Below are 21505 nucleotides of genomic sequence, written 5' to 3'. Positions count from 1 at the left end.
CGCCCGGCGAACCCCTTTACGGCAGCAGCCCCGCCCGGCGCGCCGCCACCACCGCCTCCAGCCGGGTGTGCGCCCCCAGCTTGCGCATCGCCGAGCGCAGATACCCCTTCACCGTCTCGGGCCGCAGCCCCAGTTGGCGGGCGGCCGCCGCGTTCGTCGCGCCCGCCGCCACACACGCCACGACATCCACCTCGCGTGGCGCGAGCCGCACCTCACGGGCCGCCGGGACCCGCGCCCCGGACGCCGAGGCGAGGCGCCCGCAGACGCCCAGCAGCTCGTCGCGGAGCGCCGGGTCGACCACCTTCGGCACCAGCGCGCGCAGCTCCCGATGGGCTTCGCGTACGTCCTCCCAGGCGCCGGCAGCCGCACCGGGACCGGTCACCCGCTCCCGGGTCAGGGCGAGCAGGCTCCGCACCTCGTCGCGGACCGCGAGGGCCTGCTCCACGTCACGCGCCGCCGCGACCGCCGCGTCGAAGGTCCGGTCCCCGAGGCTCACCGGTGTGCGCAGCGCCCCGTACAGCACCCCGCGCACCGTCCGCCGTACGACGACGGGGACCGCGACGACCGAGCGCAGCCCCTCCGCCGCCACCGCCGTGTCGTACTCGTGGCTGATGTGGCGCGAGGCGGCGTAGTCCGTCACCGCACAGGGCCGGGCAAGGGCGATGGCCTTGCCACCGAGGCCGCTCCCGGCCGAGATGACCAGCCCGCGCAGCGCGCTGGTCTGCGCCCCGTTCAGCTCGGCGATCCGTGCGTGGCGCGCATCGGACAGCAGGCCGCCGAAGGCCACCGGCAGCCCGCTCGTGCGGCGCAGCCTCGCCAGCGCCGTCTGCATCTCGACCGCATCGACCGGTTCCGGCACTCCGACGCCTTCCCACCCGGTCCGCGCCTCCCCCGCCAGAGGGACAGCGCCACCCCCGTCCGGGGGTGGTGAGACCTGGGTCACTGTTTGCATGATGTTAATCGACCGGTCCGGTCCGCAACGAGGAGGGCACATGTCGGCAACGAGTGCGACGGAGACGTTCCGGGCCGCCCGGGACTTCCTGCTGGAGCACCGCGAGGACTACGAGCGGGCGTATGAGGGATTCCGCTGGCCCCGGGCCGACCACTTCAACTGGGCGCTGGACTGGTTCGACGTCATCGCGGAGAACAACGACCGCACCGCCCTGCACATCGTGGAGGAGGACGGCCGGCGCACCGAGGTCTCCTTCGCGGCGATGTCCGAGCGCTCCGACCGGGCCGCCAACTGGCTGAAGAAGCAGGGGGTCCGGGAGGGCGACCGCATCCTTGTGATGCTCGGCAACCAGGTGGAGCTGTGGGAGACCGCGCTCGCCGCCATGAAGCTGCGCGCCGTGATCATCCCCGCCACCCCGCTGCTCGGCCCCGCCGACCTGCGCGACCGGGTGGAGCGAGGCCGGGTGCGCCATGTGCTCGTGCGGGACGCGGACACCGCGAAGTTCGACGAGGTGCCGGGACCGTACACCAGGATCGCGGTGGGCGAGGAGGTGGCGGGCTGGCGGCCGTACGCCGAAGTGGCCGACGCCTCGGCCGACTTCACGCCCGGCCGGGAGACGGACGCCGACGAGCCGCTGATGCTGTACTTCACCTCCGGCACCACCGCCCGGCCCAAGCTGGTCGAGCACACCCATGTGTCCTACCCCGTGGGCCACTTGTCGACGATGTACTGGATCGGGCTCCGGCCCGGCGACGTCCACCTCAACATCTCCTCGCCCGGCTGGGCCAAGCACGCCTGGTCGAACCTCTTCGCCCCGTGGACGGCGGAGGCCACCGTCTTCATCTTCAATTACACTCGCTTCGACGCCTCCCGCCTGATGGCCGAGATGGACCGCTCGGGCATCACCAGCTTCTGCGCCCCGCCCACGGTCTGGCGGATGCTCATCCAGGCCGACCTGTCCCAGCTCAAGGTTCCGCCGCGCGAGGTCGTCGCGGCGGGGGAGCCGCTGAACCCGGAGGTCATCGAGACGGTCCGGCGGGAGTGGGGCGTCACCATCCGGGACGGCTTCGGCCAGACGGAGACCGCCGTCCAGGTCGCCAACACCCCGGGCCAGCTCCTCAAGACCGGCTCCATGGGCCGCCCCTGCCCCGGCTTCACCGTCGTCCTGCTCGACCCGGTCACCGGGCAGCCGGGGGCGGCGGAGGGCGAGATCTCCCTGGACCTCGCCGGCCACCCCGTCGGCCTGATGACCGGCTACCACGGCGACCCGGACCGTACCGCCGAGGTGATGGCGGGCGGCTACTACCGCACGGGTGACATCGGGGCGCGCGACGAGGACGGCTACATCACGTATGTCGGCCGGAGCGACGACGTCTTCAAGTCCTCCGACTACAAGATCTCGCCGTTCGAGCTGGAGAGCGCGCTGCTGGAGCACGAAGCGGTCGCCGAGGCCGCCGTCGTGCCCGCCCCCGACCCGCTGCGGCTCTCCGTCCCGAAGGCGTACGTGGTGCTGGCGGAGGGCTGGGAGCCGGGACCGGAGACGGCGAAGGTCCTCTTCGAGCACTCGCGGGCGGTGCTCGCCCCGTACAAACGCCTCCGCAGGCTGGAGTTCGCCGAGCTGCCCAAGACCGTCTCCGGCAAGATCCGCCGCATCGAGCTGCGGGAGCGCACCGCGCTGGGCACCGGCACCGAGTTCGACGAGGGGGACCTGAAGTGAGCGAGTTGCCCTACGGGAACGCGAACGGGAACGGCAACGGGAGCGGGCTGTCGGCGGAGGCCGGCCTGTCCTACGCACACGGCACCGGTGACACCGCCCTGCTCGGCGACACCATCGGCCGCAACCTGGACCGGGCGATCGCCGCCCACGGGGACCGCGAGGCGCTGGTCGACGTGGTCTCCGGCCGCCGCTGGACGTACACCGAGCTCGGCGCGGACATCGACGAGCTGGCCCGCGCCCTGATGGCGTCGGGGGTGGAGAAGGGGGACCGGGTCGGCATCTGGGCGCTCAACTGCCCCGAGTGGGTGCTCCTGCAGTACGCCACCGCCCGCATCGGCGCCGTCATGGTCACCATCAACCCCGCCTACCGGGCGCACGAGCTGGAGTTCGTCCTGAAGCAGGCCGGTATCTGTCTGCTGGTCGCCTCCCTCGCCCACCGCACCGGCGACTACCGCGCCCTCGTCGGCCAGGTCCGCGCCGACTGTCCGTCCTTGCGTGCCGTCCATTACATCGGCGACCCGTCCTGGTCGGAGCTGACCGCCGCCGCCCCGGCCGTCACCTCCGCACAACTGGCCGCGCGTGAAGCCGAGCTGTCCTGCGACGACCCCATCAACATCCAGTACACCTCCGGCACCACCGGCTTCCCCAAGGGAGCCACCCTCTCCCACCACAACATCCTCAACAACGGCTATTTCGTGGGGGAGATGATCGCCTACACGGAGGCCGACCGGGTCTGTCTGCCGGTCCCCTTCTACCACTGCTTCGGCATGGTGATGGGCAACCTCGCCATCACCTCCCACGGCGCCTGCATCGTGATCCCCGGGCCGTCCTTCGAGCCCGCCGCCGTACTGGCCGCCGTCCAGCAGGAGCGCTGCACCTCGCTCTACGGCGTCCCCACCATGTTCATCGCCGAGCTGAACCTGCCGGACTTCTCCTCCTACGACCTCTCCTCGCTGCGCACCGGGATCATGGCCGGTTCCCCCTGCCCGGTCGAGGTGATGAAGCGGGTGGTCGCCGAGATGCACATGGACGAGGTGTCCATCTGCTACGGAATGACGGAGACCTCACCCGTCTCCACCCAGACCCGCCGCGACGACGACCTGGAGCGCCGCACCGGCACGGTGGGGCGCGCGCTGCCGCACATCGAGGTGAAGGTCGTCGACCCGGCGACCGGGGTCACCCTGGAGCGGGGCGCCACGGGTGAACTGTGCACCCGGGGCTACAGCGTGATGCTCGGCTACTGGGACCAGCCCGACCGCACCGCCGAAGTGATCGACGCGGGCCGCTGGATGCACACCGGGGACCTCGCGGTGATGCGCGAGGACGGATACGTCCAGGTCGTCGGACGGATCAAGGACATGATCATCCGGGGCGGCGAGAACGTGTACCCGAGGGAGATCGAGGAGTTCCTCCACGGCCATCCGAAGATCGCCGACGTCCAGGTGGTCGGCGTGCCGGACGAGCGGTACGGGGAGGAGATCCTGGCCTGCGTGATCCCCCGGGACCCGGCCGATCCGCCGGTCCTGGAGGAGATCACCGCGTACTGCCGGGAGCGGCTGGCCCACTACAAGATCCCGCGCCGGCTGCGGGTCCTCGACACCTTCCCGATGACGGTGAGCGGGAAGGTCCGCAAGATCGAGCTGCGGGAGACGTACGGCGGCTGAGCGCCGCCCGCCGGCCGGGGTGGGGTCCGGCCGGTCAGGCGGCTTCGATGATGTCGGAGCCGTCCGGCCGGGTCGCCGCCGCCCACTCGATGAGCAGCACCTCGTACGTCGCGGACTCCGTGGCGGACCAGTCCTGGCCCGCACGCGAGTCGACGAGCGCGCGGATGGCCTCGTTCGCCTGGGCGGCGGACGCGACGGCGGGTTGCACGGTATGACGTGGAGTTAAATCCATGCCCCTAGCTTACGAGGCACCACCGACAGCGACCGCCGCCGACGGCCGCGCGGGCAGGAGGTCGCGCCGCATGCAGACCCGGGGCCAGCGGTCCAGGCCGTGCTGGGACTCGTCCCCCCGGATCGTGCGCAGCCCCTCGGTGAGTTCGTCCTCGGGCAGCACCCGGAAGCCGATGCGCGTGTAGTACGGGGCGTTCCACGGCACCTCGCTGAAGGTGGTCAGGGTGAGCGCGGTGAGCCCCTGTTCGGTGGCGAGTACGGCGAGGTGGGCGATCAGGGCACGGCCGATGCCCCGGCGGGCCACCACCGGATCGACCGAGATCTGCTCGATGTGCAGGGCCCCGTCGACGGGGTCGGCGATCACATAGCCGAGCGGCCGGTCGCCGGTGGTGGAGAGGGGATCGGTGGCCACCCAGCACCGTCCGGCCCGCCGGTAGCTCTCCAGCAGGTCGAGCGGGGGCGGATCGTCGTCGGCCACGGACATCATGCCGAGGGTCCGGAAAGGTTCCCCTGCGGCGCGCTCGATGTCCTGCAGAAGGCGGAGATCGGAGCGTCTGGCGGAGCGGATACGCATGTACTCAGTGTGCCGCGCCGGGCGGGTCACCGGTACGGGGTGGCCCGAATACGTCCCCCGGGAAAGCCCCGGCGCTCAGGCCCCGGTGCTGACCAGCTCGTCCGCCGGGCTGTTCACCGGCTGCGGCGCCCCGGTGAGGTCCATGACGAAGAGCGGAAGGCCGACACCGTCCGCTCGGGCCCGCGCCTCGGCCTCGTACCCCGCGAGCGAGAAGAACACCCCCGCCGCCGACGCGCCCAGGGCGTTCAGCCAGAGGCACTCCACCGCACGCAGCCCCACCTGCCGGGTCGTCGCGTCGATCTGGGCGACGAGTCCCGTGGCCCGCAGATCGATCCCGCCCGCGGTGCGCACCCGGACCCGGGCCACCTCGCGGTAGCCGAGCCAGGTGAGATACAGGGCGGCCGCGCTCACCGCGTCATGGCCGGTACGGATCGTCCGGGGCCGGAACGAGGGGCGCGGGTGCGCGGCGGTGCGCGGCAGCGGGATGTGCGCCGGGGCGACGGGACCGGCCGGGGGAGCGGGCTCGCCCACCGGCCGCACCGGTATCCGCAGCAGGGCGCCGCACGGGCAGCACAGCTCAGGCTGCGGCCACTGGTCCCGCCGGTCGCAGGCCGTGCAGCGGACGGTGACCCAGTCCTCGTCCCAGGTGCGCCGGGTGACCGGGACCGGTGGGGCCCCGGGCAGCAGCGGTGGGGCGGTGGGCGCTCCGCACGGGCACGGGTAGGCCGGTGCGACGTAGGCGTGGTCCCGGCTGCAGACCGGGCACCGTACCGGCACGGACTTCACGATCGTCTCCCTCCGGCACGGACCCGCCAGACGACTGCGCTCCGTGCCTCCCTCGTCACCCCATCGTCCACCAGGAGCGAGGTTCTGGGGAGGGAATCGGAGTACTTCCCGCCGGCCGGTCGCCGTGCCGCCCCCGGCCCGGCGGAGGCGCCCGCTCTTGACGGCGACCGCGCCGCGTTTTAGATTACTTCCGTATAGCAGAACTGAATTTCCGCAATACGGAATTGGTGCTCTCAGGTGGCGCGACAGAGCCCGACTCCACCAATCCCGAGCAGGAGCACTCAATGCCTCGTATGACCGCTGCCCGTGCGGCAGTTGAGATCCTCAAGCGCGAAGGCGTCAGCAACGCGTTCGGTGTGCCGGGTGCGGCGATCAACCCCTTCTACGCGGCCCTCAAGGCCTCCGGCGGGGTGCAGCACACGCTGGCCCGTCACGTCGAGGGCGCCTCCCACATGGCGGAGGGCTACACCCGGGCGAAGGCCGGCAACATCGGCGTCTGCATCGGCACGTCGGGCCCGGCGGGCACCGACATGATCACCGGTCTGTACTCCGCCATCGCCGACTCCATCCCGATCCTCTGCATCACCGGCCAGGCCCCGACGGCCGTCCTGCACAAGGAGGACTTCCAGGCCGTCGACATCGCCTCCATCGCGAAGCCGGTCACCAAGGCGGCGACCACCGTCCTGGAGGCCGCCCAGGTCCCCGGCGTCTTCCAGCAGGCCTTCCACCTGATGCGCACCGGCCGTCCCGGCCCGGTCCTCATCGACCTGCCGATCGACGTCCAGCTCACCGAGATCGAGTTCGACCCCGAGCTGTACGAGCCCCTCCCGGTGCACAAGCCCGCCGCCACCCGCAAGCAGATCGAGCGGGCCGTGGAGATGCTGAACGCCTCGGAGCGCCCGCTGCTCGTCGCGGGCGGCGGCATCATCAACGCCGACGCCTCCGAGCTCCTGGTGGAGTTCGCCGAGCTGACCGGTGTCCCCGTCGTCCCGACCCTGATGGGCTGGGGCATCCTCCCCGACGACCACGAGCTGAACGCCGGCATGGTCGGCCTGCAGACCTCGCACCGCTACGGCAACGCGAACTTCCTGGAGTCCGACTTCGTCCTCGGCATCGGCAACCGCTGGGCCAACCGTCACACCGGCAAGCTCGACGTCTACACCCAGGGCCGCACCTTCGTCCACGTCGACATCGAGCCCACCCAGCTCGGCAGGATATTCGCCCCCGACCTCGGCATCGCCTCCGACGCCAAGGCGGCGCTGACGCTCTTCGTCGAGGTGGCGCGCGAGCTGAAGGCGGCCGGCAAGCTCAAGGACCGCTCGGTGTGGGCCGCCTCCACCCAGGAGCGCAAAGCCACCCTCCAGCGCCGCACCCACTTCGACAACGTGCCGCTCAAGCCGCAGCGCGTCTACGAGGAGATGAACCGGGCGTTCGGCCCCGAGACCCGTTACGTCACCACCATCGGGCTCTCCCAGATCGCCGGCGCGCAGATGCTGCACGTCTACCGGCCGCGCCACTGGATCAACTGCGGCCAGGCGGGCCCCCTCGGCTGGACGATCCCGGCCGCCCTGGGTGTCGCCACCGCCGACCCGGAGGGCACGGTCGTCGCCCTCTCCGGCGACTACGACTTCCAGTTCATGCTGGAGGAGCTGGCCGTCGGCGCGCAGCACCGCATCCCCTACGTCCACGTCCTGGTGAACAACTCCTACCTGGGGCTCATCCGCCAGGCGCAGCGCAACTTCGACATCGACTTCCAGGTCAACCTGGAGTTCGAGAACCTCAACTCCCCGGAGCTGGGCGTCTACGGCGTCGACCACGTCAAGGTCGTCGAGGGCCTCGGCTGCAAGGCCATCCGGGTCACCGAGCCGGACCAGCTGCTGCCCGCCTTCGAGGAGGCGAAGAAGCTCGCCGCGGAGTTCCGGGTCCCGGTCGTCGTCGAGGCGATCCTGGAGCGGGTCACCAACATCGCGATGAGCGGCACCGACATCGCCTCGGTCAACGAGTTCGAGGACATCGCCACGGACCCGTCCCACGCCCCCACCGCGATCCGCCCGCTGACGGTGTCCTGACCACCCGTCACCCTCCCAAGCCAGGCCCCCGCCCCGGATTCCTCTCCGGCGCGGGGGCCTGCCCCTGTCCGGAGGTACAGTCGCCGGGGGCCTAGGGCCTGTCCGCGACACCGGGCGGACACGGGCCGGCCGGAGGGCGAAGGGCGGGGAGCGGATCATGGCCGATTACCACGACGGGGAACTCGCCGTGCAGCACCGGGCGGGACTGCGCGACCCGGCGGCCGGCTCGCTCCGCGCCATCCGCGACGCGGTGCCCGACGCCGCCGCGGTGTTCCTGGCCCGGCAGCCGATGATCGTCGTCGGCGCGGCCGACGCCTCCGGACGCCTCTGGTCCACCCTGCTCGACGGCGAACCCGGCTTCCTCGGGGTGCCGGACCCCCGGACCCTGACGATCGGCGCACTGCCCGCGGCCGACGACCCGCTCGGCGCGGTGCTCCGGGAGAGCGGCACCCGCGTCGGCATGATCGCCATCGAACCGGCCACCCGCCGCCGTATCCGCCTCAACGGGACCTCGTCGCCCGAGGCCGACGGCGTACGGATCGCGCTCGACCAGGTGATCGGCAACTGCCCCAAGTACCTCCAGAAGCGCGACTGCATCCTGCTCCCGCCGGACCGGGGCGGCCGTCGCACGGCGGTCCGGCGGGGAGCGGAGCTGACCACCGTCCAGCAGCTCACCCTCGCCACCTCCGACAGCTTCTTCATCGCCACCGCCTCCCCGGACGGCGACGCGGACGCCTCGCACCGGGGCGGCAACCCCGGCTTCCTCCAGGTGCTCTCGCCCACCCGGCTGCGCTGGCCCGACTACGCCGGCAACGCCATGTTCCTCACCCTGGGCAACCTCGAACTCCACCCAGAGGCGGGGCTGTTGGTGCCCGACTGGGAGACCGGCGACCTCCTCCAGCTCTCCGGTACCGCCCACACCGTCTGGGACGGCGCAGAGGCGGCCGCCGTACCGGGCGTACAGCGCATCGTGGAGTTCCGCATCAAGGCCGTCCAGGAGACCAGGGACGCGGTACGGCTCCGCTGGAGCGATCCGGACTTCTCCCGGTTCAACCCGCCGGTGGCCCCGGGGTAGTCAGCAGCACGGGCAGGCGTGCACCGCATCGGCCGGGACCCGCTCCACCCGGGCCTGCTGCCCCGCCGTCACTCCGGCCTTCTGCTCCAGCAGCCCCGCGACGACCGCCTCGAGGCCCCTGCGGTGATCGTCCCGCGAGGTCAGCCCGGCCCACCGCCTGCCGACCGCGTTCAGGCGGGGGAAATCCACCGAGTCCAGGAACTCCAGCGCGTGTTCACGGTACTCCGGGCGCTCGGCCCGGGCCTGGACGCGCTCCCGGCTGACCCGGATGGCCAGTTCGCCCGTGGTGTAGTGCCAGATCACGCGGTAGGCGTAGACGGCGTCCTCCAGGTCCATCCCGCACTCGACCGCCGCGTCGACGATGTTCTCCACGATCCATAACGCGGACTCGCTGACGAAGTCGTCGAAGGAGAGCACCTCCACGATCCACGGGCAGTCCGCGAGGAGGTCGTGCAGCACCTGGGCCGAGGCGAGGAGGCGGGTGCGCGGTTCGCTCGGCAGTTCGGGGCGCGGGTAGCGCCTGGCGTGCGCGTCGAGCAGCAGCAGAAGGAGCTCGTCCTTGTCCTGCACGTGGTGGTAGAGCGCCATGGCCGTACTGGACATCTCCCGGGCCAGCCGGCGCATGGAGAGGCGCTCCGGACCCTCCGTGTCGAGAATGCGCTGCGCGGCGACGAGTATCGCCTCCTGCGAGAGGCGGGGTGGGCGGCCGGTCCGGCCGGAGCGCTGTATGCGGGACTCCATACATCCATCTTTCTTCGCGAGGCAACCTGCGAACCGGCCGGATCGGGCCGATTGTTCCGGCCACTCGGGCGAATCCGCGTCCTGGGCAGGGAAGGCGGCGGCATCATGCCGGGCGGGTGAATACCTGGAAGGGAAAGCTTGACAGAAGGGTGCTGCACATAAACTGGACGACGGGGGAATGCACGGTCACCGCTGTGAAGTGCGCGGACGCGTCAGGGATGACCTCGCGTACCGCCACAGGTCTGCCGCACAGGGGGAGTTGGCCTGTTACAGCAGTGCGAAAAGGCGTGAGTGACAACCCACTATCGTCCCGCTACTGTTATCTTACGCGTACGTCTTATGGATACAGGAATGGCCGGAAGAGAGGCGCCTGAAGTGGTCATCTGCGGCGAGGCCGTGTTGATCGTTAAGGCAGGTGCGGGCGGCGAAAGGAAACGGGCCGCCCGTAATCCTGTCGGGTGTCTCAATTCCACCCGATGTCATTCACCCCGCGGGGGAATCGCGGGGGAAACGTCCACGCGGAGCGCGATGCCGCGGGCGTGTCCGGGCCACTGGCCCTGAGCTCCGCCCTGCCCGGCTCCCCGGCTCGACCACCCGGAGCCGCGCCCGCTCCACCACCCTGCCCGCCACCCTTCCCGGAGGGCCCGCGGGCCGGACCGGCCGGTCCACAGCCACGCCGTGGATCCGGTCCGCCCCGGGGCGCCTCCCCGGGGTGCCCCACCGGGACCCGGTGCGAGCCGCACCCCGGATCCCGTCACCCAGTCACCGCGCCGACGCGGCGCGGTGCGCACTCATCACGATCTCAGGAGGCGACCGAGTGTTGGCCACGTCGGGGGAACCGTTGCGCATACAGCTCTTAGGGCCGGTACGTGTCTGGCGGGACGGCCAGGAAGTGCCTCTGGGGCCTCCCAAACAGCGCGCGGTGCTCGCCCTGCTCGCCAGCCGGGCGGGCGAGGTGGTCGGTGTCGACAACATCGTCGACGCCCTCTGGGACGGTGACATCCCGCAGACCGCGACGAACGGGGTCCACACCTATGTGGCCGGGCTGCGTCGCGCGCTGGAACCGGGGCGCAGCAGACGCGAGGCGGGGGCGATACTCACCTCGGTCTCCGGCGGCTACTGCCTGCGGATGGACCCGGAGCAGGTGGACGCCACGCTCTTCACCCGCCGCCATGCCAGGGCCCGCAGATCGCGGGTCGGGGGCAGCCCGGACGAGGCCGTGCGGTGGTACGAGGAGGCTCTCGCCCTCTGGCGCGGTGACGCCTACTCCGGGGTCCCGGGACCCTTCGCCGCCGTGGAGCGGACCCGGCTGCGGGATCTCCGGCTGACCGCCGTCGAGGAGTGGGCCGCCGACATGCTGGACGCGGGCCGCCACGCGGAGGCCGTCACCGAACTCTCCGCCGCCGTGGGGGAGGAGCCGCTGCGCGAGAAGCTGCGCTGGCTGCTGATGCTCACCCTCTACCGCAGCGGACGCCAGGCGCACGCGCTGGCCGTCTACACCGAGACCCGGCAGCTGCTCAACCGGGAGCTGGGCATCGAGCCCGGCGCCGAACTGCGCAGCCTGCACCAGCAGATCCTGGCCGGTCACCCGAGGCTGCGCCGCGAGGGGGAGGCCGCCGCCCCCCGCCCCGTACGAAGACACCCCGGCGGCGCCCCCGACCTGTCCCGACCGGTCCAACTCCCCCCGCAGGCGCGCGGCTTCGTGGGGCGCTCCGCCGAACTTTCCCGTTTCGAGGAGCTGCTGGACGACGAGCGCTGCGTGTACGGCGCGAGCACCCCCATCGCCGTCGTCGACGGCCCCGCGGGTGTCGGCAAGACGGCGTTCGTGCTGGAGCTGGCCCACCGGCTGCTGGACCGCTTCCCGGACGGGCAGCTCTATGTGGACCTGTGCGGCACCGGCCGTCAGGGCCGGCCGCTGACCGCGTCGGACGCCCTGGAACAGCTCCTGGTCAGCCTGGGTGTGGAGCGCTCCCGGATGCCCGCCGACATGGCCGGCCGGACCACGCTCTACCGCAGCCTGCTGCACGGCCGCCGGATGCTCGTGGTGCTGGACGAGGCCCTCGGCGCCGACCAGTTGAGGCCGCTGATACCGCGCGGCTCGTCCTGTGTCCTGGCCACCAGCAGGCAGCGGTTCAGCGGGCTGGCCGCCCGCGACGGCGCCCATGTCCTCACGATGGGGCCGCTGGCCGACCATGACGCGGCGTCGCTCCTCACCAGTCTCTGCGGCGGCCGGCTCCGCGGCCAGGAGGCGGCCGCGGTGCGGCTGGTGAGGCTCTGCGGCGGACTGCCGCTGGCCCTGCGGATCGCGGCCGAGGAGCTGTCGGCCAACCCCGCCGTCCCGCTCTCCGCCATCGTCGAGCGGTTCGCCGCCGCGTGCGCGGAGCGCGAGTCGCCGAGGAACCGCGAGGCGGCCCTGATCCGGCTGGTCGAGTGGGAGTCCGGGACCGGACGGGAGGCACCGGCGCCCGCACAGGTGGAGATGGCCGACGTCCGGACCGTCGTCCTGCGGTAGCCGACGGCCGACGGGGCGGACGCGGGTCCACCGCATCCGCCCCGCAGGAGACAGGGGAACAGGCAGCCGGGTCAGGCCGGGAGCTCCTCCGGCCCGGTCGGCATGGTCCGCAGCTTCCCGACGGGCGACAGGATGATGGGCACCAGCATCGCGGCGGAGAGCACCCCCGCGATCCAGAGCGCCGCGTGCAGCCCCAGTACCCCGGCCAGCAGCCCGCCGACCGGGCCGCCGAGCGCCCCGCCGCCGTACAGCAGCATCCGCATCGCGGCCGTCATCCGGCCCATCAGCGGCTGCGGGGTGATGGTCTGCCGCAGGCTCACGATGATCACGTTGGAGATGCTGGAGCCGAAGTACTCCAGGAAGAACGAGGCGACGAACAGCCCCACCAGCAGCCACGAGGGGCCGCCCGCCGCCGGGATCAGCAGCGGGCCCAGGAAGATGATGGAGACCGACACCCGGTAGGCCGTCCCCACCGACAGGCGGCGCACCACCATCCCGGCGATCAGCGCACCGAGCAGACCGCCCACGGCCGCCGCGCCCATGACGAAGCCGACGGTCGCCGCCGACAGCTCCTTGTCCCGCACCGCGTACAGCAGGAACAGCGACTGCACCATGGTCAGGAAGAAGTTGCAGGAGCAGCCGACGAGCCCGATCGCGCGCAGCCACCGGTTGCCGAAGACCCAGCGCAGCCCCTCGGCCAGTTCGGCGCGCAACTGCCGCTTCTCGGTGCGGGCGGGAGGATCCGGCTCCGGCGCCCGGACCAGCAGCAGTGAGATCACCGACAGGGCGTACGAGAACGCGTTGGCGGCCATCGCCGCGGGCGCCGAGAAGGCGGTGACCAGCGTGCCCGCGATCCCGGGGCCCGCCACATCGGCCGACGACAGCGTGGCGTTCAGCTTGGTGTTGGCCTCCAGCAGACTCCGCTTGTCCTTCACCAGCACCGGTACGTAACTCATCCAGCTGACGTCGAAGAGCACCGCAGCCGTGCCGACCCCGAACGCCAGCACGTACAGCAGCGGCAGGGTCAGCAGCCCGAAGTGGTACAGCAGCGGCACCAGGGCGATGAGGACCATCCGGACGATGTTCGCGCCCAGCATCACCGGGCGTTTGCGCACCCGGTCCACCCAGACCCCGAAGACCAGGGCGAGCGCCAGGAACGGCACCAGCTGGGCGAAGCGGAGCATGCCGAGCTGTTCGGGTCCGACCTCGAAGACCAGGACCGCGGTGAGCGGCAGGGCGAGGTTGGCTATCTGGGTGCCGTACAGGGAGAGGCCCTCGCCCACCCAGAACACCAGGAAGTCCCGGTTGTGCCACAGGCTTCGGGGCGGTGGGGCCTGTTCCTCCTTCGCCGTGGCGGTGCCCCCGTCACTACGGCCGCTGTCCTCGCTCACACCGAAGCTCCCCTGCGCAGTGCCTGGTTGACGATATCCGCGATGGCGACGAGCCCCGGCTCCCGCCAGATGGAGTGATGGTCGCCGGGCACGGTGTGCTGGTCGAGCCGGCTCGCGTACGGCTCCCACAGCAGCAGGTGCGGCTCCGACCTCTCGGCCTTGACCAGGGTGGTCGGGCCGTCGTGGGCCCCGTCGATGACATGGTCCACCATCGCGTGCGCGTGCGCCCTGAACAGGGTGAACCGCTCCAGCAGGAACTCCGCGTCGAACTCCTCCGGTACGGTCCCGGAGTCCGCGATGGCATCGAGCCGCTCCTGCGGCCCCGCCGCCGGATCGAGGGCGGCCAGCGCCTTGTCGAGCTCCGGTGCCCCGCCGCTCACCAGCCCCAGGAAGTCGTGGAGGAAGTACCGGACCAGCGCGGGCCCCGGTGGGAAGGGCTGGGTGCCGGGCAGCGCCGCGTCGATCACGACCAGCAGCGGCACCTCCTCGCCCTCGGCGGCCAGCAGCCGGGCCATCTCGAAGGCCACCACCCCGCCCAGGGACCAGCCGAGCAGCTGGTAGGGCCCGTGCGGGCGGGCGGCCCTGAGCGTGGCGGTGTGCACCTCGGCCAGCTCCCGGATCGACTGGGCGGGCTCGTCGATCCCGTCGAAGCCGGGGGCCTCGAAGCCGAACACGGGGGAGCCCGGGTCGATGCGCCGGGCCAGGTCGGCGTAGCAGTACGGCGACCCGGAGACCGGGTGGACGCAGTACACGGGCGGCAGATCGCCGTCCGCGCGGAGCGGGACGAGGCTCTCGGTGGGGATGGCGGTCACCGTTTCCGGCCTCCGTCGTTCGGTTCCGCCGAAGGGGGAGCGGAGTTCAGGAGCTGATCGATGGCGGCGGCGACACCGCTGACGGTGCCGCCCCCGTGGAGCAGACGTACGTTCACTTTGATCCCGAAGTGTTTGCTGAGCCGGCTGACCGCCCGCATGGCCTGGAGCGAATCGCCGCCGGCCGCGAGGAAGGAACTGTTCGCCCCGATCTTGGGGGCCGACAGCACGGTGGAGAAGATGTCGGCGACCGCTTTCTCGGACGGGGTGGCCGGCGCCGCGTAGGACGCCTCCCCGTCGTCCGGGGGCGGCGGTGCGGGCAGCGCCCTGCGGTCGGTCTTGCCGTTTGCGGAGAGCGGCAGCCGGTCCAGGACCAGGACCGCGCCCGGCACCATGAACTGCGGAAGGGCGCCCGCGAGATGGGCGCTGATCACGCGGGCCCGGACCGTCCGGCCCGGGTGCGGGACGACGTACCCGACGAGCCGCAGATCACCGGACGCGTCCCTGCGGGTGGCGACGACCGCCTCCCTGACCGCCTCGTGGGACCTCAGCACCGCCTCGATCTCGCCCAGTTCGATGCGGTGGCCGTTCACCTTGACCTGGAAGTCGGACCGGCCGAGCAGCTCGATCAGCCCGTCGGGGCCGTACCGCGCCACATCGCCCGTCCGGTAGAGCCGCTCCCCGGTGACCTCACCACAGGACCAGTCGAAGAACCGCTCCCCGGTCAGCTCCGGCCGGTCGAGATAGCCGGTGGCCAGGCCGATGCCCGCCAGATGCAGTTCGCCCGCGACACCGGGCGGCACCGGCTGGAGCGATCCGTCCAGGATGTACGTGCGCTGGTTGGCCATCGGCCGCCCGTACGGGATGCTCGTCCACGCCGGATCGACCTCGCCGACCTCGTACACCGTGGAGTGGATCGAGGACTCCGTGGCCCCGCCGAGCGCCACGAACCGGAGCCCGGGAGCGGCCCGGCGCGTCCGGTCCGGCAGTGAGAGCGGCACCCAGTCCCCGCCCAGCAGGGCCAGGCGCAGGGCCTCCAGCGGCGGGGCGGCGGCCTGCTCCAGCTGCTCGACGACGAGTTCGAGGAGGGCCGGGGCCGAGTTCCAGACCGTGATCCGGTGGGCGGCCAGCAGGTCGGCCCAGTGCTGCGGGTCCTTGGCGAGCGCGGGCTCCGGCAGCACGACCGTGCCCCCGGCGGCCGTCAGCCCCAGGAACTCGTAGACGGACATGTCGAAGCTGGGCGACGACAGGGCGAGCCCCCGGTCCCCGGGGCCCACCGCATAACGGGAGTTGAGGTCCGCGATGTTGTTCATCACCCCGCGGTGGCGCAGCGCGATCGGCTTGGGCGCCCCCGTCGACCCCGAGGTGTGGATGACGTACGCGAGGTCCCCGGGCGTCACCCCGCTGTCGACGTCCTCCGCCGGGGCGTCGGCCCAGAGGGCCGCGTCCCGGTCCAGCTCCACGATCTGCGGACCCACCTCGGCGAGCCGCGACGCGAACCCGCTGCGGGAGACGATCGCCGCGCACGAGGTGCCCGTCACCATCGAAGCGATCCGCTGCTCCGGATAGTCCGGGTCCAACGGCACATAGGCGGAGCCGGACTTGAGCACGCCCAGCACCGCCACGAGCAGATCGGGCGACCGGTCCAGGCAGATCCCCACCCGGCCGCCGACGCCCGCCCCGAGCCCGCGCAGATGACGCGCCAGCCGGTTCGCCGCCGCGTTGACCTCCCCGTACGTCCACTCCTCCGCACCACGGATCAGCGCGACGGCCTCCGGGGTGGCGGCCGTCCGCTCCTCGAACGCCTCGTGCAGGCAGCGCTCGTGCGGGAGTTCGGCCGCCGTGTCGTTCCAGTCCAGCAGTGTGCGGCGCAGCTCGCCGTCGGTGAGCAGCCGCAGCCGGGAGACGGGGACATCCGGGCGGCCGAGGGAGTCCTCCACCAGCGTGCGGAAGTGGGTGAGCAGCCGCAGAACGGTCTCCTGGTCGAACAGGGTCGCGTCATAACGGAGTTGAACGATGCGGTGGACGTAGGACCCGTCGTTGCGCGGCAGCAGCACCAGTTCGAAGTCGGCAGGCTCCTCGCCCTCCGCCACCGGCTCGCGGCCCTCCAGGACGGACCGGGCCAGCCCGGCCGGTGTCGTCCCCTCGCCGAGAGCACAGCTCAGCCGGAAGGAGCCCGCACCGGGTGTGCGGACCCGGAAGCCGAACTCCGCCTGGTCCGTGTACCGGTGGAGCAGCGCGGCGAACCCGGCGAGCAGCAGCTCCTCCGGGGCCGCCCCGGCCGCGCCGTCGAGCACCAGCCGCTGACGGGCGGTGCACCCGGCGGGCTCGCTCTGCCGGGGCCGGTCGGTCGGCAGCAGCGCGGGGGGCGCCGGGACGGGCCCGGCGCCACCATCCTGATGGAGCGTCACGCCACCCCTCCCGCCCGCGCACCGGAGGCCGCCGGAGTCGTGGAGCGCGCCCCGGACACCGCCCCCAGCGGCAGCGGGTAGCGGGCACACAGCTCCGCCACACCCGCCCGGACCGCGTCGCGCTCCCCGGCGTCGAGCACGTACTCCCGCTCGTTCTTCACCGTCGTCGCCTCCAGCACCCGGTGCAGCAGCGCGGCACAGCTGCGCATCCCGGCCGGGCCCATGCCCCGCTGGGCCAGGATGTTGGTGCCCAGGCGCAGCCCGCTGGTGACGAGCGGCGGCCGGGTGTCGTCCGGGACCCGGTTCCGGTTGGCGAGGATCCCGCACTCCTCCAGGGCCCGTTCCGCGACCACCCCGGTCATCGGCCGGCCCGTCAGGTCGATCAGCACCATGTGGTTGTCGGTGCCGCCGGTCAGGACCTGGTGGCCCAGCGCCGACAGGGAGTCCGCGAGCGCCACCGCGTTGTCGACGACCAGCCGCATCGTCTCCTTGAACGCGGGCTCCGTGACCAGCGCGAGAGCCCGGGCCTTCGCCGCGATGGCCGCCGGGTTCGGCGTCCCCTGCGACAGCGGGAAGACCGCCCGCTGCATCAGCCGCGACAGCGGGGTGCGGCCGTCGGGGCCGGGCGTCGCGTGCTCACGCCCGATCAGGATCAGCCCGCCGCGCGGTCCGCCGAGCTGCTTGTACGTGCTGGTCGTCGTGGCGTGCGCCAGATCGACCGGCGTCGGGTGCTCCCCGGCGGCCACCAGACCCGCGATGTGCGAGATGTCGGCCACCAGGTACGCGCCCACCGAGTCCGCGATCGCCCGGAAGCGCGCGAAGTCGAGCGTACGGGGATGGGCACTGGCCCCCGCGATGAGCACGCTCGGCCGGTGCTGCTCCGCCAGCGCCGCCACCTGCCCGTAGTCGATCCGCCCCTCGTGGTCCAGCCCGTAGTGCACGGCCTTGTAGTGCATCCCGGTCACCGAGGCGGGGGAGCCATGGGTGAGGTGCCCCCCGGAGTCCAGGTCCAGGGCGAGGATGGTCCCGCCCGGGCGGACCAGGGCGGCCAGCACCGCCTGGTTGGCCGAGGAGCAGGAGTGCGGCTGGACATTGGCGTACGCCGCGCCGAACGCCTGCTTGGCCCGCTCCACGGCGAGCCGCTCCACCAGGTCGAACTGCGAGGAACCGGGGTGGTAGCGGGCTCCCGGATAGCCCTCGGCCGTCACGTTGGAGAGGGCCGATCCGGCGGCTGCCAGCACCGAGGGGTCGGCGATGCTGGTGGACGCCACCATGGCGAGCGTCGCATGCTGCTGCACCACCTCGGCGTCCAGCAGCCGCGCCAGCTCGGGATCGGCCGCGCTCAGCGCGGCCGCCCCCTGCTGCGCCAGCTCCGCCTGCGAAAGGACGGGTTCAGGCACGGCTGGCCGCCTTTCCGGCCTTCGCCACCAGCTCGTCGATGGCGGTCGAGAGCGCGCCGACCGTGGCACCGCCGTACAGCAGACGGACGTTGACCTTCACTTTGAAGTGCTTGTTCAGCCGGCTGACGGCCCGCATCGCCTGGAGCGAGTTGCCGCCCAGCTCGAAGAAGCTCGCACCGGTGCCCACGCGCTCCTGCGCCAGCACGGTCCCGAAGACCTCGACGACCTTCTCCTCGGTCGGGGTGACCGGGGCGATGTACGCGTCCGCCGCACCGCCCGCGCTGACCGGCGCGGGCAGCGCCGCCCGGTTGATCTTGCGCGCCGGGGTCAGCGGGAACTCCTCCAGCTCCACCCACGCGGTCGGCACCATGTACTCGGGCATCGTCCGCCCCAGGTGGTCCCGCAGCTCCGCCACCGTCGGCGAGCTGTCCCCGAGGACGGTGTAGTACCCGACGAGCTGCTTCTCCCCGTCGTCCTCGCGCAGCAGCACCAGCGCCATCCGGACCTTCGGGTGGGTCAGCAGCCCCGACTCGATCTCACCGAGCTCGATGCGCAGACCGCGCAGCTTCACCTGGTTGTCCAGGCGCCCGATGAAGTCGATCTGGAGCTCGGGCGTCCAGCGCACCAGGTCACCCGTGCGGTAGACACGCCCCTCGCCCAGGAACGGGTCGGGCACGAACTTCTCGTCCGTCAGCTCCGGCAGGTTGAGGTAGCCGCGCGACAGGCCGTCGTCCCCGCCGATCAGCAGCTCACCCGGGACGCCGACCGGCACCAGGTTGAACTCCTTGTCCACCACGTAGTGCAGCCGGCTGAACTCCGGGCGCCCGATCGGCGGCGAGGACTTCCACTCACGGTGCTCACAGAGGTATTCCGTGGTCGCCACCGACGCCTCGGTCGGCCCGTAGAGGTTCACGAACTTGCGGCCCGGCAGGTTCCACTTGTTGACCAGCTCCGCCGGAAGCGCCTCCGCCCCGCCCATGATGTATTTCAGGTCCGGGTACGGCTCCGCCTCCACCAGCGAGAGGATCGCCGGCGAGAGACCCGCGTAGGTGACGCGCTGATCGCGCATCAGCGCCCCCAGCGACTCCGGCGACGAGGCGTCCTCCGGCGCCACCAGCACCATCGCGGAACCGCTGATCAGACCGGCGAAGATCTCGCCCTGCGACATGTCGAAGGTGAGCGCGGGCAGCTGGAGCAGCCGGTCCTCGTGGCCCCACTCGCCGAACGTCCTGCGGTAGGCCTCGATGAACATGCGCAGCCCGCGCTGTTCGATCATCACGCCCTTGGGCTTGCCGGTCGAGCCGGAGGTGTAGAGGACGTAGACGAGGGACGAGGGCTCCGCCCACTCCTCCAGCGGTACGTCGTCGGCCTCGGCCTCCACCGTCTCCCACTCGGTGTCGATCCGCAGGACCTCCCACCCGCCGGAGGGCGGCAGATCACCCACATTGGCGTCCCGGGTGATGACGAGCGGCGCCGCCGTGTCCCGGAGCATGTGGTCCAGGCGCGCGTTCGGGTGCGACGGGTCGATGATCGTGTACGCGGCCCCGGAGACCATCACGCCCACGATCGCCACCAGCGCGTCCAGGTCCCGGTCCATCGCGATCGCGACGACCTGCTCCTGCTTCACACCCCGCGAGCGGATGTGCCGCGCCAGCTTCCCGGCCCGCCGGATCAGCTCGCCGTACGTCATCTCCTTGCCGCGGCACACCGTGGCGACCAGCTCCGGGTGCTCCCGGGCGATCCGGGCGATGGTGGCGTGCACCGGCTCGGTCGGGTAGTCGAAGTCGGCCCCGCGCCCGGCCTCCAGCAGTTCCCGGCGCTCCTCCTCGGAGAGCAGGGGCAGCTTGGAGACAGGGGTGTCCGGGTCGGCGGCGGCAGCGCCCAGCGCGGTCTCGAAGTGCTGGACCATCGCCTCGACCCGGCGGCGGTCGTACAGGTCGGTGGCGTACTCCACGATCAGCCGCAGCCGGTCCGCGCCCTCGATGAAGCTGAAGGAGAGGTCGAAGCGGGAGCGCCCGCCGGAGACCAGGATCGACTCGGTCTCCAGCCCGTCCAGCTGGAGCGCGTCCCCGGTCGTCGTCTCACCGAGCAGCTGCACGGCGATCTGGAACAGCGGGTTGCGACCCGCGTCCCGCACCGGCTGCACCCGGTCGACGACATGGTCGAAGGGCACGTCCTGGTTGTCGTACACATCCAGGTTGTTGTCGGCGATCCGCTCGATCAGCTCGGCGAAGGAGATCCCCCCGGAGAGGTCCGAGCGCAGCACTGTCATATTGATGAACAGGCCGACGACGTCTTCCAGTTCGGGATCGGTACGGCCGAGCATCGGCACCCCGATCGCGATGTCGTCCTGACCGCTGTACCGGGCCAGCACCACCTTGAGCGCCGCCGCCACGACCATGTACAGCGAGGCGCCCTGCTCCTGCGCGAGGGAGCGCGCCCGGCCCAGCAGGTCGGCGGGGAAGCTGACGGTGAAGGTCTCGCCGTTCCGGGTGGGCTCCGCCGGGCGGACCCGGTCGGCGGGCAGCTCCAGCGCCTCCAGACCGGCCAGCCGCTCCTGCCAGAAGTCCAGCTCGCTCTCCCACTGCCCCGAGGCGCGCTGCTCCCGCTGGCGCTCCACATGCTCGGCGTAGGTGGCGGCCGGGGCCGGCAGATCGGGGGTGAGGCCCGCCCGCAGCTGCCGGTACGCCTCGGTGATGTCCCGGCTGATCACCCCGCCGGACCAGCCGTCCGTGACGATGTGGTGGTAGTTCAGGGAGAGGACGTGCTCCTGCTCGGCCAGCCTGAACAGCTGGAACCGGCGGACCGGGCCCGCCGCCAGGTCGAACGGGGTGTCCGCCTCGGCCTTCAGGGCCGCGTCGAGCGCCTGCTCCCGCTCCTCGGGCGTCAGCCCCGACAGGTCGGTGAGCGGCAGCGGGGTGTCCTCGGCCGGAGCGATCACCTGGTGCGGGACGCCGTCCACCGCGTGCAGGGTCACCCGCAGCTGGTCGTGGCGGGCCACCAGGAGGTTGAGCGCCCCCTCCAGCGCGGGCAGGTCCAGCGGGCCGCGCAGCCGGTAGGCGGTGGGGACGTTGTAGGTGGTCTCCCCAGGGTTCATCTGGTCCAGGAACCACAACTGCTCCTGCCCGAAGGACAGATGCATACGGGACTCGTCAGCGTCCGACGCGCTCATG

General features: G+C 71.9%; 15 protein-coding genes. 5 read left to right on the top strand and 10 right to left on the bottom strand.

Translation table 11 applies throughout. The features are described 5' to 3' along the window. Positions 1-16 precede the first annotated feature (16 nt). The gene (locus tag ACK8N7_RS06090) at positions 17-859 is read right to left on the bottom strand and encodes a response regulator transcription factor (RefSeq protein WP_403211198.1); all 843 of its coding nucleotides are present in this window, start codon (positions 857-859) and stop codon (positions 17-19) included. 133 nt (positions 860-992) lie between these two features. Between ACK8N7_RS06090 and ACK8N7_RS06085 the strand changes: the two genes are divergently transcribed. Together ACK8N7_RS06085 and ACK8N7_RS06080 are read left to right on the top strand one after the other, a co-directional pair. Next, positions 993-2669 (top strand): AMP-binding protein, encoded by a 1677-nt coding sequence (locus tag ACK8N7_RS06085; protein WP_403211196.1) that lies wholly within the window; start codon positions 993-995, stop codon positions 2667-2669. A 47-nt stretch (positions 2670-2716) separates the two neighbouring features. Next, positions 2717-4333 (top strand): AMP-binding protein, encoded by a 1617-nt coding sequence (locus ACK8N7_RS06080; RefSeq protein WP_500445696.1) that lies wholly within the window; start codon positions 2717-2719, stop codon positions 4331-4333. Positions 4334-4367: 34 nt separating this feature from the next. On the opposite strand, the gene ACK8N7_RS06075 is transcribed toward ACK8N7_RS06080, so the two are convergent. The 3 genes from ACK8N7_RS06075 to ACK8N7_RS06065 form a co-directional block, all read right to left on the bottom strand. Continuing rightward, entirely contained in the window at positions 4368-4565 is a 198-nt protein-coding gene (locus tag ACK8N7_RS06075; protein ID WP_032753772.1) for a hypothetical protein, read from the bottom strand. Positions 4566-4574: 9 nt separating this feature from the next. Further along, entirely contained in the window at positions 4575-5138 is a 564-nt protein-coding gene (locus tag ACK8N7_RS06070; protein ID WP_403211194.1) for a GNAT family N-acetyltransferase, read from the bottom strand. Between the two features lie 75 nt (positions 5139-5213). Beyond that, positions 5214-5924: a hypothetical protein gene (locus ACK8N7_RS06065; protein WP_403211192.1), complete on the bottom strand. Its 711-nt coding sequence runs from the start codon at positions 5922-5924 to the stop codon at positions 5214-5216. A 284-nt stretch (positions 5925-6208) separates the two neighbouring features. On the opposite strand from ACK8N7_RS06065, the gene gcl reads away from it, so the two are divergent. Together gcl and ACK8N7_RS06055 are read left to right on the top strand one after the other, a co-directional pair. Continuing rightward, complete coding sequence (gene gcl / locus ACK8N7_RS06060; RefSeq protein ID WP_403211190.1) at positions 6209-7993, top strand: glyoxylate carboligase; 1785 nt, start codon at positions 6209-6211, stop codon at positions 7991-7993. A 157-nt stretch (positions 7994-8150) separates the two neighbouring features. Then, positions 8151-9068 carry a pyridoxamine 5'-phosphate oxidase family protein gene (locus tag ACK8N7_RS06055; RefSeq protein ID WP_403211188.1) on the top strand — a complete coding sequence of 306 codons (918 nt, stop codon included), beginning with the start codon at positions 8151-8153 and terminating at the stop codon, positions 9066-9068. Here the strand turns inward: ACK8N7_RS06055 and ACK8N7_RS06050 are convergent, their stop codons facing one another. Then, complete coding sequence (locus ACK8N7_RS06050; protein WP_388409233.1) at positions 9069-9809, bottom strand: TetR/AcrR family transcriptional regulator; 741 nt, start codon at positions 9807-9809, stop codon at positions 9069-9071. Between the two features lie 892 nt (positions 9810-10701). Here ACK8N7_RS06050 and ACK8N7_RS06045 point away from each other — a divergent pair. After that, positions 10702-12321, top strand: coding sequence for an AfsR/SARP family transcriptional regulator (locus tag ACK8N7_RS06045; RefSeq protein ID WP_403211186.1), 1620 nt, complete (start codon positions 10702-10704; stop codon positions 12319-12321). Positions 12322-12392: 71 nt separating this feature from the next. Here the strand turns inward: ACK8N7_RS06045 and ACK8N7_RS06040 are convergent, their stop codons facing one another. The 5 genes from ACK8N7_RS06040 to ACK8N7_RS06020 are packed head-to-tail and all read right to left on the bottom strand — an operon-like array spanning position 12393 to position 21504. Further along, positions 12393-13712: an MFS transporter gene (locus ACK8N7_RS06040; RefSeq protein WP_403211184.1), complete on the bottom strand. Its 1320-nt coding sequence runs from the start codon at positions 13710-13712 to the stop codon at positions 12393-12395. Then, on the bottom strand, positions 13709-14524 hold the full coding sequence (locus ACK8N7_RS06035) for a thioesterase domain-containing protein (protein WP_500441328.1): 816 nt from the start codon (positions 14522-14524) through the stop codon (positions 13709-13711). Before ACK8N7_RS06035 ends, ACK8N7_RS06040 begins: the two co-directional genes overlap by 4 nt. Then, positions 14521-16932, bottom strand: a complete 2412-nt coding sequence (locus tag ACK8N7_RS06030) for a non-ribosomal peptide synthetase (RefSeq protein WP_500441326.1) — start codon at positions 16930-16932, stop codon at positions 14521-14523. The genes ACK8N7_RS06035 and ACK8N7_RS06030 overlap by 4 nt, the downstream gene beginning before the upstream one ends. After that, positions 16929-18332, bottom strand: a complete 1404-nt coding sequence (glyA, locus tag ACK8N7_RS06025) for a serine hydroxymethyltransferase (protein WP_500441324.1) — start codon at positions 18330-18332, stop codon at positions 16929-16931. Before glyA ends, ACK8N7_RS06030 begins: the two co-directional genes overlap by 4 nt. Beyond that, a complete protein-coding gene (locus ACK8N7_RS06020) occupies positions 18325-21504 on the bottom strand; it encodes a non-ribosomal peptide synthetase (protein ID WP_500441323.1) in 3180 nt (1059 codons plus the stop codon). The genes glyA and ACK8N7_RS06020 overlap by 8 nt, the downstream gene beginning before the upstream one ends. Between the last annotated feature and the right edge of the window lies 1 nt (position 21505).

This window comes from Streptomyces griseobrunneus (genome assembly GCF_046713465.1).
GTDB lineage: Bacteria > Actinomycetota > Actinomycetes > Streptomycetales > Streptomycetaceae > Streptomyces > Streptomyces microflavus.
Note: the sequence above shows the minus strand (reverse complement) of the source record. Positions and strands in the feature narration are given on the sequence as shown.

Excerpts from the sequence above, each read along its gene's own strand:
- ACK8N7_RS06085 (WP_403211196.1), top strand. The coding sequence starts at position 993 with ATGTCGGCAACGAGTGCGACGGAGACGTTCCGGGCCGCCCGGGACTTC.
- ACK8N7_RS06075 (WP_032753772.1), bottom strand. The coding sequence starts at position 4,565 with ATGGATTTAACTCCACGTCATACCGTGCAACCCGCCGTCGCGTCCGCC.
- ACK8N7_RS06070 (WP_403211194.1), bottom strand. The coding sequence starts at position 5,138 with ATGCGTATCCGCTCCGCCAGACGCTCCGATCTCCGCCTTCTGCAGGAC.
- gcl (WP_403211190.1), top strand. The coding sequence starts at position 6,209 with ATGCCTCGTATGACCGCTGCCCGTGCGGCAGTTGAGATCCTCAAGCGC.
- ACK8N7_RS06055 (WP_403211188.1), top strand. The coding sequence starts at position 8,151 with ATGGCCGATTACCACGACGGGGAACTCGCCGTGCAGCACCGGGCGGGA.
- ACK8N7_RS06050 (WP_388409233.1), bottom strand. The coding sequence starts at position 9,809 with ATGGAGTCCCGCATACAGCGCTCCGGCCGGACCGGCCGCCCACCCCGC.
- ACK8N7_RS06020 (WP_500441323.1), bottom strand. The coding sequence starts at position 21,504 with ATGAGCGCGTCGGACGCTGACGAGTCCCGTATGCATCTGTCCTTCGGG.